The sequence below is a fragment of the Desulfovibrio sp. 7SRBS1 genome (assembly GCF_049723905.1).
Lineage (GTDB): Bacteria > Desulfobacterota > Desulfovibrionia > Desulfovibrionales > Desulfovibrionaceae.
On record NZ_JBJKFD010000001.1, the window covers coordinates 1,140,595 to 1,152,608 of the forward strand.

General features: G+C 54.9%; 12 protein-coding genes and 2 pseudogenes. 12 read left to right on the forward strand and 2 right to left on the reverse strand.

The annotated features are described in order from the left end of the window. Position 1: 1 nt before the first annotated feature. The 11 genes from ACI0FJ_RS05490 (at position 2) to ACI0FJ_RS05540 (ending at position 9,055) form a co-directional block, all read left to right on the forward strand. A complete protein-coding gene (locus tag ACI0FJ_RS05490; RefSeq protein WP_424300084.1) occupies positions 2-1,045 on the forward strand; it encodes a methyltransferase in 1,044 nt (347 codons plus the stop codon). A 125-nt stretch (positions 1,046-1,170) separates the two neighbouring features. Then, entirely contained in the window at positions 1,171-2,058 is an 888-nt protein-coding gene (locus ACI0FJ_RS05495; protein WP_424300087.1) for a hypothetical protein, read from the forward strand. Beyond that, positions 2,055-2,849: an ABC transporter permease gene (locus ACI0FJ_RS05500; protein WP_424300090.1), complete on the forward strand. Its 795-nt coding sequence runs from the start codon at positions 2,055-2,057 to the stop codon at positions 2,847-2,849. The genes ACI0FJ_RS05495 and ACI0FJ_RS05500 overlap by 4 nt, the downstream gene beginning before the upstream one ends. Continuing rightward, entirely contained in the window at positions 2,846-3,466 is a 621-nt protein-coding gene (locus ACI0FJ_RS05505) for an ABC transporter ATP-binding protein (RefSeq protein WP_424300093.1), read from the forward strand. Before ACI0FJ_RS05500 ends, ACI0FJ_RS05505 begins: the two co-directional genes overlap by 4 nt. A gap of 78 nt (positions 3,467-3,544) precedes the next feature. Continuing rightward, the gene (locus ACI0FJ_RS05510) at positions 3,545-3,856 is read left to right on the forward strand and encodes an IscA/HesB family protein (protein ID WP_424300096.1); all 312 of its coding nucleotides are present in this window, start codon (positions 3,545-3,547) and stop codon (positions 3,854-3,856) included. Between the two features lie 194 nt (positions 3,857-4,050). Beyond that, entirely contained in the window at positions 4,051-4,404 is a 354-nt protein-coding gene (locus ACI0FJ_RS05515; protein WP_424300099.1) for a hydrogenase maturation nickel metallochaperone HypA, read from the forward strand. Positions 4,405-4,485: 81 nt separating this feature from the next. Then, positions 4,486-5,145 carry a hydrogenase nickel incorporation protein HypB gene (hypB, locus tag ACI0FJ_RS05520; protein ID WP_424300102.1) on the forward strand — a complete coding sequence of 220 codons (660 nt, stop codon included), beginning with the start codon at positions 4,486-4,488 and terminating at the stop codon, positions 5,143-5,145. A 13-nt stretch (positions 5,146-5,158) separates the two neighbouring features. After that, entirely contained in the window at positions 5,159-6,496 is a 1,338-nt protein-coding gene (locus tag ACI0FJ_RS05525) for a sigma-54 interaction domain-containing protein (RefSeq protein WP_424300105.1), read from the forward strand. A 193-nt stretch (positions 6,497-6,689) separates the two neighbouring features. Continuing rightward, positions 6,690-7,097 (forward strand): NifB/NifX family molybdenum-iron cluster-binding protein, encoded by a 408-nt coding sequence (locus ACI0FJ_RS05530; protein ID WP_424300108.1) that lies wholly within the window; start codon positions 6,690-6,692, stop codon positions 7,095-7,097. 4 nt (positions 7,098-7,101) lie between these two features. Continuing rightward, positions 7,102-7,461, forward strand: a complete 360-nt coding sequence (locus tag ACI0FJ_RS05535; RefSeq protein WP_424300111.1) for a NifB/NifX family molybdenum-iron cluster-binding protein — start codon at positions 7,102-7,104, stop codon at positions 7,459-7,461. 727 nt (positions 7,462-8,188) lie between these two features. Beyond that, positions 8,189-9,055: a P-loop NTPase gene (locus ACI0FJ_RS05540; RefSeq protein ID WP_424300114.1), complete on the forward strand. Its 867-nt coding sequence runs from the start codon at positions 8,189-8,191 to the stop codon at positions 9,053-9,055. Positions 9,056-9,264: 209 nt separating this feature from the next. Here ACI0FJ_RS05540 and ACI0FJ_RS05545 read toward each other — a convergent pair. Next, a pseudogene (locus tag ACI0FJ_RS05545) lies at positions 9,265-10,479 on the reverse strand (IS5 family transposase); the annotation flags it as partial. A 351-nt stretch (positions 10,480-10,830) separates the two neighbouring features. Here ACI0FJ_RS05545 and ACI0FJ_RS05550 point away from each other — a divergent pair. Then, positions 10,831-11,598, forward strand: a complete 768-nt coding sequence (locus ACI0FJ_RS05550; protein ID WP_424300117.1) for a DUF4198 domain-containing protein — start codon at positions 10,831-10,833, stop codon at positions 11,596-11,598. Between the two features lie 167 nt (positions 11,599-11,765). Here the strand turns inward: ACI0FJ_RS05550 and ACI0FJ_RS05555 are convergent. Beyond that, positions 11,766-11,857: pseudogene (locus ACI0FJ_RS05555) on the reverse strand (transposase); the annotation flags it as partial. Positions 11,858-12,014: the final 157 nt, after the last annotated feature.

The following is a 12,014-nucleotide window of genomic DNA, read 5'->3' on the forward strand; positions in this document are numbered from 1 at the left end:
CATGCAGTCTGAAACTTCCCTTCCCACGTTCAAACCGCTCATGGACATGCTGATAGGGCCTGTGCACATGGCAGTGCTGGATACGGTCATCAGCCTGGACCTGCCGGATCACATTGAAAAAAATGGAAATCCGGAAGAGCTTGCCCTGCAGATGCATTTGGACAAGGACAATCTGATCTACCTGCTTGATGCGGCCACGGCCGCCGGATTGATGGAAAAAAAAACGGGCAGCTACGCCAATACCCCCTTGTCCCGCTCATTTCTGCTCCGCTCCAGCCCCACCTACCTGGGAGAAATGCTCATTTCACTCAAGCAGTTGCAGCATCGCAATCTTCACAGGCTTACGGAACTGGTCCGGTCTGGCAGGCCGGAGCTTCCTCCGGACAAAAAACTTAAGGACCCGGAACATTGGAAACGCTCGGCACGATACCTGGCAAATTACCATAGGGCAGGAGCTGCCGATATTTTGGCTGACATTGTGGACGAATTGCCCGGCGTCGAAAACATGCACCGTATGCTCGACCTGGGTTCCGGTCCCGGAGTAATCGGCCTGGAAATTCTGTCCAGGACCCCCCACATGCAGGGTGTGCTCTTCGACCTGCCCGCCGTGGCGGATGTCGCCAGGGAGGAAATTGGAAAGGCAAGCATGGAAAGACGTGTAGAGGTTATAGGCGGCAACTACAACGACACCTCGTTCGGGCAGGGGTACAACCTCGTCCTCAGCAGTCTGAACCTCTACTACGCACGCAACCTTACGGACTTTTTAAAACGGGTTCGCCAGGCAATGGAACCGAACGGCGTATTCATCAGTTTTCACGAAGGGCTGACCCACGGCCGAACCCGCCCCTCCCGGACCGTCCTTTCCCGACTGTCCCTGGTCATGGAGGGGCAGGATATGTCTTTCAATCAGGGAGAAATAGCCGATGCCCTTCTCAATGCTGGTTTTTCCAGAGTCCACAGCCGGACAATCGAGACGCCCATGGGCACCTTTGAGCTGGATATAGCCTTTCGAGGTGCTGACCAAGGCCAAAGGATGGAAGCATGACCTCTGTGCGTCATTTCCAGACCTGTTTCCGGATCTGGACGGTTCTTGCATGTATGCTTCTGTGGTTGCCCACTCAGGTGTCTGCCCAAGTGTCAGGCCGTACACTCCGCCTGAGCGGGCCCCCGGTGGCCGACAGCCTCCCCCTGGTCCATATGGCCGCAAGCGAAGCACCACTGCCCGGTATCGCCGACGCTTGCCGCATGGTCCCCTGGGTATCTCCGGACCAATTGCGTGCCATGATCACCGGAGGCCAAACCGACGTCGTCATTGCCACCATCTCCACTCTGGCCACCCTGCATGCCAAAGGGATGGACGTACGCATCGCGGCCCTGGCCTCTCCTCCCGGCTGGATAGTTTCCTCCGCTTCCCCCCCAAATGGGGCAACTCCGACAATCGCGGCCCTGCGCAACAGGACTCTGTTGTTGCCATTCGGACCGGGAGAGATGCCCGGAGTCGTCGTCAGGACTCTGGTTGAAGCCTCGGGGCTCGATCCAGAAAAAGACATGCGCCTGCGCTATACCGGCAGTGCCATGGAAGCCGTCCAGCTTCTCCTGCTGGGCAAGGGAACCGACGCCTACCTCAGCGAACCGGCCGCAACCCTGGCCTGCCTGCGCTCCCGCGAAACAAATACCCCGCTGCACAAAAGCATCGACATCAACCAGGCCTGGGCTACGGCCTTTCCCGAAGCTCCCCGCCTGGTTACGGCAATCGGTGTACTCGGCGACTTGGCCCATAACGCCACAGCCGTCGCCTCCATAGGGCAGGCTTTCGCCCAGGCGTTTGGCTGGGTCTTGGAAAATCAGGACACCGCCCGTCAACAGGCAGACCGGATTTTCCCTGCACTCGCCCGCCAGTTGAACCGCTACGACCAGGAAACGGCCGCCTCCTCGCTGGTGGAATACGATACAGGGAAACGCTCGGCCATGTTCCTGCTCCGGCGCATGTTCGAGAGCAACCCGAGCTCCATAGGCGGACGCATGCCCGACGACACGTTCTGGATTCCCAAGCAATGAGACATTTACAACCCTTTTCCCGCAAACGTGTACGCCGAAGCCCGGTTATACGCCGTTTGACCGGAGCCGGAATATTCCTTCTCGGCCCGTTCCTGCTCTGGCAGGTGTCCGCCCAGTTTTTTCCCCCGCTGGTGGTCGCTTCTCCGGCTCAAACCCTGGACGCCCTGTGGCGTCTTCTGTGCAGCCCGGATTTCCTGAACGGTCAATTACTGATAAGCCTCGGACGTATTGCCATGGGGCTTGGAATGGCCATTATCGCGGGGATCTGCCTGGGCATCGCGGCGGGCCTGTACCGCCCGGTTCGGCTGATACTGGAACCGTTTCGCTGGATATTCACCAGTATCCCCGCCGTGGTGGTGGTCATGGTGGCAATGCTCTGGTTCGGCATGGGAACACGCATGGTCGTCTCCATAGCGGCAACCATGCTTACTCCCATCATTTACGTGGGCGTGGTCGAAGGCATGGCCGCCATGGATAAAGAACTTTTGGAAATGGCCGCAGTCTATCGTTTTTCCACCGCCATGCGCATTCGCCATATCCAACTCATGGCCATTGCCGCACCGCTTGTTTCAAGCTTGGTCATTGCCACGGGAAACAGTGTGCGCATTGTCATCCTTGCCGAAGTGCTCGGCGCCATACAAGGACTGGGCAGGGGGCTGGCCGAAGCCCGAACAAACCTCGACACGCCGCAGCTCTATGCCTATGTGCTGCTGAGTCTGCTCATCGTCGGACTGGTGGAATCCGGCATTGTCCGCCCATTACAACGTTTTTCCGAAAAATGGCGCATATGAAAGACATCCTTGTTTTTGACAACATTACAATAGCCTATGCCGAGTGCACGATTCTGAACAATTTTTCACTCCACCTTGCCCCCGGGGAAGCCGTCGGCCTGGTGGGGCCGAGCGGCGCAGGCAAATCCAGCCTGCTCCGTATGGCTGCCGGACTGCTCCGCCCCGCATCCGGGCGCGTCCATTGCGCTGCCTGTCGGCTTGCCTACGTATTTCAGGAACCCCGCCTGTTGCCCTGGAAAAACGTACTCGCCAACGTAATGCTCCCTCTTCTGGCACGGGGAGTCCCTCGCAAGCAGGCAATCGACCGAGGGCAAACATGTCTGAAAGACATGCACCTGGATCAGCATGCAGACAAATATCCGGGGACCCTTTCCGGAGGCATGCGTCAACGCGTATCCCTTGCCAGAGCCTTTGCCATACACCCCGACCTGCTGCTTTTCGACGAACCGTTCACCGGCCTGGATCCTTCGCTGAGGGAAGAATTGCGCGACCTGACCGAGAGCCTCCTGGCCCGCTACAAAACCACCTTGCTGCATGTCACCCACGACACGAGAGAACTGGCTCAATCCACCAGCCGCATCGTGAGTCTGGACAATCAGCGCTCCCTTTTCCCATAGGTTATTTCAATTTCTACCATTGACACATTCTTTCTTCGGTCTTACCCGTAGATAAAATTGAAAAACTTGGAGGGAAGAATGCTCGAAATGACAGATACAGCACGTGAAGAAATCGAAAAGTATTTTGCGGACAAGGAAAAAGCTCCGATCCGCATTTTTCTCGCTTCCGGCTGCTCCGGTGCCAGCCTTGCCTTGGCCCTGGACGAACCCAACGACACTGACGAACAAGGTGAAGTCAACGGCATCACCTTTGTTATGGACAAAGAACTGTACGACCAAGCCAAGCCTCTGACTCTGGACATCGGCCCCATGGGCTTCCAGGTGCTTTCCAGCCTGGAACTTCCCAGTGGCGGAAGTTGCTCCGGCGGCTGCTCCGGATGCTCCTGCTAAAGCAGGGCATACGGCGTCAACTTCGTCGTTAAAAATATCCCGAACGCCTGGACGGACTCACCCGTTCAGGCGTTTTTCTTATCGGCCGAACTCATTTTTTCCTTTTAAACTCATGTTTCCGCCTTTGCGAGGATGCAATACAAATTCAGTACCCGCTTTACGCACCTTGGTATTTACAGTAGAAACCTTGTCCCATGCATGAAATGTCCATAGTTCAGGAACTGCTGAACATCATCGGGCGGGAGATGGCGACACACCGGGTGGAAAAGCTGACTTCCGCAACTATCGTCTACGGCGGACTAACCAATATTGTGCCCGAGGCACTTGAATTTGCCTGGGAAGCACTTACTTTGGACTCCGAGTTCGACGGCGCAAAGCTGATAGCCGAAGAACTGCCGCTCAAATTGCGATGCGGCGGATGCAAAAGAGAATTTTTCCCGGAATCCCTGGCCGCCGCCGTGGCCCCCTGTCCCGAATGTGGAGAACAATTCGGACATGAAGTTCTTCAGGGCAGGGAACTTTACATCAAACACATAGAAGCCGAATAGCGCCTTGCGCCGTCAGATACAGACTGGCGACAAGAAGTTCGGTGCGGGCACCCGCCCGGCACAGGAAACACAGGAGAGAGCATGAAAATCCCCGTTGTTCGTAATATTCTGGAAGCTAACGACCGCATCTCCAAACAGCTCAAAAAAATTTTTGATGAAAAGGGCATCCTGGCCCTGAACCTGATGAGTTCCCCTGGTGCCGGAAAAACCAGTCTGCTGGAACGCACCCTCACCGACCTGGCGGGCGAGTTCAAGATGGCAGTTATTGAAGGCGATCTGCAGACGGACAATGATGCCCAACGCGTGGCCGCCACGGGAGCACAGGCCGTGCAGATCAACACCGAAGGCGGCTGCCACCTGGACGGAACCATGGTTATGCAGGCCCTGGAAAACATCGACCTGGAAGGGCTGGACATCATGTTTGTGGAAAACGTGGGCAACCTGGTTTGTCCGGCCGAATTTTCCGTGGGCGAAGACTACAATGTCGCTCTGCTGTCCGTAACCGAAGGCGACGACAAGCCGGAAAAATATCCCCTGCTCTTCCATATTTCCGCAGTCATGCTGCTCAACAAGACCGACCTGCTGCCCTATGTGGACTTTGACCTGGATAAAGCCACGGCCCATACCAAGGCATTGAACAAGGACATCGAAGTCTTTCCCGTATCGTGCCGAGCCAACGAAGGGCTGGACAAGTGGTACGACTGGCTCCGTCAGGCTGTATCCGCCAAACGTAGCAAGTAGTCGGGAGATAATAATGCCCTTTCCCGGTCCTGCGGCCTTTCAGGTCATTTTGGACAGTCTGGCCGACGGTGTCTTCACCGTGGACCTGGACTGGAACGTGACCTTTTTCAACAAGGCCGCCAGCCGCATTACAGGTATTGCCGAGGACGAGGCCCTTGGGCGCAAATGCTGGGAAGTTCTTCATTCCAGCGTCTGCGATGGGGCCTGTCCTCTGCGTGCCAGTATGGGAACGGGACAACGCGTGGGCAGCCAGTCCATATTCATCGTCAATGCCGAGGGGGAAAAAGTCCCCATTTCCATCAGCGCCGCGCCACTTCTGGATGCAGACGGAAATTGCATCGGCGGTGTGGAAACCTTCCGCGATCTGACCGAACTGCACATGATGCGCAAGGAAATGGAAGGTTCCTATACGTTTGAAGACATTGTCAGCAAAAGTCCGGCCCTTACCAAAATCTTTTCCATCATCCCCCAGGTGGCGAAAAGCGACGCACCGGTGCTCCTGCTGGGCGAATCCGGCACAGGGAAGGAACTCTTTGCCCGAGCCATCCACACTCAAAGCAACCGCAATAAAGGTCCTTTTGTTGCAGTAAACTGCGGAGCGCTTCCGGAGAACCTGCTGGAATCAGAGCTCTTCGGCTACAAAGCCGGTGCTTTCACTGACGCCAAGACCGACAAACCCGGCCGCTTTGAACTTGCTGCCGGGGGAACTATTTTTCTGGACGAAATAGGCGAGATGCCGCAACACCTGCAGGTCAAACTGCTGCGCGTTCTCCAGGAAAAACAATTTGAACCGTTAGGTGCGGTAAAACCCGTGGAGACCGATGCCCGAGTCATTGCCGCCACCAACCGGGACCTTGAAAAAGACGTGGAGGAAGGTACGTTCCGCCGCGACCTCTATTATCGCCTGAACGTGGTCATGTTCCGTTTGCCTCCTCTTTCGCAACGCCCAGAAGACATTCCGCTGCTGATCAACCATTTCCGCAAAAAGCTTAATGCCACCACAGGCAAGAACATTCAGGGCGTGGGCGAAGACGTCATGCACGTGCTCATGCACCACGACTTTCCCGGGAATGTGCGTGAGCTGGAAAACATCCTTGAATTCGCCTTTATTCTCTGCCCTGGCGGCTTTATCCAGTTGGAGCATCTCCCGGAGCACCTCCGCCCCACAGATGCGACTTCCTCTTCAAATGCCCCCCACAAGACGGGTGCTCTGACCATGGAAGAAATCAAATGCCGGGCTGTTCAGGATGCTCTGGTGCGCAATCAGGGCAAACGTATGCAGACCTGCCGGGAACTGGGCATCACCAAAGATACCCTGCGTCGGCTGTTGAACAAATGCAGTGAAATGTAACGCAAGAGCCATGGGCGCATAAATCGCCCTACCAAGAACAGCACAAGGCGTTTTTTTCTTCCTCTCTTTACTTCTCCCCTCTTCGATTTCAATCTTTTCCTTAACATTCCAAGGCATTAAAAATCTGGCATTCCCTATGCATTATGCCATGCATAATGGACGACGATAACCCCCAAAACAAGGCGTAAAGCTGATGCGAGTCTGTCTGGCATGTTTTGAAACCCGGCTGGCCGCGGTCTTCGAGAATGCCTCGGAGCTTCGGCTATACGATGTATGCGACAATGAAATTCGCCCCGCGGGCCACCTCCCCCTTCCCTCAAAGGACCCAACGGATACAATATCCGCCACTTTGGCCTGCGGGGCAGATCTTTTAATATGCGGAGCAATGTGCGGACGAACCAGAAACTGTCTGGAATCGTCCGGCCTGCACGTCACCCCCTGGGTGGGCGGCTCCATAGAACGGGTGCTTGAAGCCTTTGGCGCAAACACCTTGGACAGTTTGGTCATGCCCGGCTGTAGAAACGTCCGTCGTCAACGCGGACTGTGCAGAAGCAAGGGCCAAGGTCTCATCCTCTCCCGAATGCAACACTTTAAGGAGTAAATCCATGCGAATCGCCATCTCCTCCCAGAGCAATTCTCTGGAATCCCCGGTCGATCCCCGCTTCGGACGTACCGCCGGATTTGTCATCTACGATACGGAAACCAAAGAACAATCCTGGGCCGACAACAAACAAAATCTGACGCTTGCCCAAGGCGCAGGTCTGCAGACAGCCCAAAACGTTGCCATGGCAGGAGCCAAGGCCGTCATAACAGGCCATATGGGTCCCAAGGCTTTCATGGCTCTGCAAAAAGGCGGAGTGGAAATTTACCTGTTTACCGAAGGGAGTGTTTCCGAGGCCATTGCAGCGTACAAGGACGGCAAGCTTGCCAAAGCCGACGAAGCAGACAAGCAGGGACACTGGTAGACAACATTTCAGGGTCAAATACGGCCCGGTGCCCTGCGAACCAATACCGGCCATAGGTGCTCCGTCACACAACACGGCCAGCCCGACCATGCTCACACCATGGCCGGGCTGGTTAGGTTCAGGCAGAGAATAAATTTACCTGAATCAATACAAAAGCCTTCTCCCCTTCACGCCTGGAAGTAGTAACGTTTGCGGCACTTTTCTCTTTTAAGGACCGCATGAAGCTTTCTATAAAGTCAGATGAACGAGAGGATGACGGCGGTTCCGAAGCGTATTCTTACATACGCGAGGGTTCGCCGACACCGTAACAGCGAAGGCTGTGCGGATTTTTCAGTAAGCAAAAAATTCAGGCGGAGCAAAAAACGAACAGCCAAGGCGAGAGGATGACGGCGGTTCCGAAGCGTATTCTTACATACGCGAGGGTTCGCCGACACCGCAACAACGAAGGCTGTACGGATTTTTCAGTAAGCAAAAAATTCAGGCGGAGCAAAAAACGAACAGCCAAGGCGAGAGGATGACGGCGGTTCCGAAGCGTATTCTTACATACGCGAGGGTTCGCCGACACCACAACAACGAAGGCTGTACGGATTTTTCATCCGCCTGAACGGGTTGACCTGGGAAAGAATGGTATTATGTTGCCCATTCCGGCGCGCAAAAATCCCTGACTCAAAGGTTCCGCCGCATGGCCGGACTTGAACGCCGCGGCATCACACAGGAGGAATTCAATATGAGCGAAAGCTGTAAAAGCTGCTCCCAACAGGGCGGCTGCACGAGCGAACAGCAAGAGGCATGCGGGAAAAAGCCTGAAGACATCGAACTGGAAAATCGGCTGAGCCGCATTAAACATAAGATTGTCGTGCTTTCCGGCAAAGGCGGCGTGGGCAAGAGCACGGTTTCTGCCAATATTGCCGTCTCTTTGGCTAACGCGGGCAAACGCGTGGGATTGCTGGACGTGGACGTGCATGGTCCGTCCATCCCCCGTCTTTTGAGCCTGAAGGGACAACAGCCTCAGGTGGACCAGGACAGCATGGAGCCGATTCAGTGGAGCAAGAACCTGTGGGTTATGTCCATGGGCTTTCTGCTGCCTTCCGATTCGGACGCTGTTATCTGGCGTGGTCCGGTTAAGATGGGCGTTATTCGCCAGTTCATTCAAAATGTTTCGTGGGGCGATCTTGATTACCTGATCGTCGACTGCCCTCCCGGAACCGGCGACGAACCCTTGAGTGCCCTGCAGCTGCTGGGCAAGGACTCCAAAGCTGTCATCGTCACCACGCCACAGCTGCTGGCAATCGACGACGTCCGCCGCTCCATTACATTCTGCAAGCAGGTGGAAACTCCCATCCTTGGTTTGGTAGAAAACATGAGCGGTTTTGTTTGTCCTGAATGTGGTGCCGAACATAAGGTCTTCAACACGGGGGCGGGCGAAAAGCTTTCCCTGGAGACGGGCATCAACTATCTGGGCCGCATCCCCTTTGACCCGGATATGGCCCGGGCTGGCGACGAGGGCTTCTCCTACGTCAAGGTGTATCCCGAATCCGAGACAGCCAAGTTCGTCCAGAAGATCATTGAACCCATGCTGGCATTGGACGCCTAGTTTCAATTCCAACGTTTCTTTTGTTTTCCCAAACCGGGGCGAGCCCCGGCTCAGATCGCTAGCAAACCCCACTTCTTTTTGAGGTGGGGTTTATTTAGTCAGGCCTGAAAAACCCGTTTCAGCTTCTACGCCACATTTTCCGCCAGCCGTCGGCTTGAGTCTTTGCCGAGGAGCAGAAACGCCAAGAGCGCAAAAAACTCTCCGATTTTCCGCATCCACTTCCTGAAGTTGAACGCCGCTGCGGCCATAAACAAGTTAATGGCGTCGCCGACCGCGCCCTTGAGATAGCTCCGGGCCATGCGGTGATCGTGTTTGAGATGGCCGATCACCGGCTCGATAGCCGCCCGACGGCGGAAGCGGAGCCGCGCCATAAGGCGCTGGTACGGTGTGTCCTTCTTCTTCGGAGGCTTTGGGATGAGGATTTGCGTGTCACCGACCTGATTCAGGCCCCTGTAGCCTCGGTCGCAGATCGCCATGGACGGACAGACCCCGGTGACCTCCCAACACTGTTCGAGGACATCCGGCAACGTATGGCCGTCGTAGACGTTCTCGTTGAACGACATCGCGCCGACGATGATACCCGTAGTTTTTGTGACCGCGATGGACGCCTTGCGCCCGAACTCGTACTGCTTGTGCGCTTTACCCTTGGAGATGCAGAGAATATCGGGTTCGTGTAGGCTGTAGACCTTATTCTTGTCGCTTCGTTTCTGGTCCTTGACCCGCTCGTACAGGTCAAGTCGCTCCTGGTGGCGGCCCAGGGCTTCGCCCGGCAATTTGCGCCGGAGTTCACGGATCAAGGCACCAGCCATTGTCCGCATCTTCCTCGCCTTTTTGGCCATCTTCATCCGTTTCAGCCGAAGCTTGGGGAGCGTGCGCTTGAAGCTGCGGCGTAGACCGACGCCTTCGCTGTCCGCGATCTTACGGCAGCCCTCGATGACTTTGGTCAAAAGCTTCAGGTCGGTAGGAAAGGTTACGTTCTTTTCCTGGACCGTGGTATCCACCGTGATCTCTCGTTCTTTGGCGTCATCACCGTGCAGTTCCACGGAGACCTCGAAAATCAGTCGTGCCCCGTCCTCGCCAATGCGCTTGCGGAAATAGATCAAATCCGTGGGATCGCAAGGCAGCTTCCACTGGAACTCGGTCATACCGCAAAACGCCTGGTAGTAGGGATTTTGCGTCCATGCCTCCACGACCCGTTCGTCGCTCAGATTCTCCAACTGCTTGAGCAGCATCAGCCCGACCATTAGCCGGGTCGGCTTGGCTGGCCGACCTTGGTCGCTGTAGAGTCCGGCGAACTCCTCCTCGAATCGCCCCCAGGGAATTCTCCTCGCCAATTGAAGGAGCGGAGCCTTCGGATTGAGCTGGTCCAGAAGGTCTGGGTAAAGGAACGTACCCTGCGGCTGTTTTTTGGGTTTTGCCCTCATGATTCTCCCGCCATTCGCTGCATCATTTCGACCGGTTTTATACGAATTCACAACGTTCTCTGGTCGAAAATACTACATTGTACAAGGAGAATTGTTAATAAAAATCAATCCACTAGAGATATTTCAGGCCCGACTATTTATAGCAGCCGCGGTGCATTTCATTATCAGGTAGGCGCTGAAACGTTTATCTCATAGCCGATTATTTAAATTATTTTCTTGACACACCATTCTTTATTTGAAAATGAATCTCAATATCGCAACCTGTCCTTGCAAACCTAGCTTCAATTGAAAGGACACAAAACGGCTGAATTCAAATTCTCACACACTAACAGCTCAACAAAGGAACACGAAATGACAAGAATTCTCTTTGCAGCTCTTGCCCTCTTTCTGACGTTTGGAAGCAATGCATTTGCGCACGATTTCTGGTTGAACTCCCAGGTTTCCGATACGGGCAGTGCCCAGGTTGACATCGGGTACGGGCACGACTTCCCCACTCCAGAAGACATCCCCTCCAAAAGGATACACCTTTTTGAAGCCCCACATCTGCTGAGCCCGCAAGGCGAAATTGAAATCAAGCAACAGGGACCAAACTACCACTATGTGGGACAAGCCGACAAAAACTTGAGTAACTACATGGCTATTGGCTCGTACAAGCTCACTTTCTGGTCCAAGGGGCCGGACGGATGGGATATGAAGACCCGTCTCCAAATGCCCGAAGCAAACTATTGTGAGCATGTCGGCATGTATGCCAAGGCGATTCCGCCCACAGGAACAGATGGCGACAATTCCTTTTTCAGCAAACCCACCGGCCTGCGTATGGAAATTATCCCATTGGTCAATCCGTCTACTGTAAAGCCCGGCGGCAAGCTCCCGGTCCAAGTGCTGGTGGACGGAAAACCTGCCAAGACGGTCCTGGTCACGGCTACTTTTGGGGGATTTTCCGAGGGGGAAAGCAAGGCATTTTCAGGCCGCACCGATCTGCGGGGAAAAATCGACATCATCCCGCTGAAGGCCGGGTACTGGTTTGCCGAGGCAGAATATAAAAAGCCCTACCCTAACAGCAAAGAGTGCGACGAAACATACCTGCTGACCACCATGACCTTTCAAATCAACGAATAAAACGGTCATAATCCAACGACACCCAAGGCCGCACAAACCGTACGGACACTGATCTATTGCACTCCCCACGTCAAAAGAAGTGGGGAGTGCTTTTGGAACGAATTCATTTCCATGTCCTGCCCCCCAGCTCCATGAGTCCGAACCGACATCAGTCACCTTGTCCTGCCCCCCAAGCCGGGGAACCACCTGTAAGCCACATTGACCTGGATTTGCCTTACAAGTGGCGTTCGCTCCGAAGACCAGACAGAGAACCCAAAAAACAGCACCTGTCTAGGCCGGAACTTTCCCAGATTTTCTTATGCGGCCCCATGTCAAGGACCCCGTAATTCTTTGTTCTCATCGATGAATGGATGATCGTGTGGATTTCGTCATGTCGGGCTCGCATGGTTTAGGTTTCACTCGTGTTGTTGCCAGCA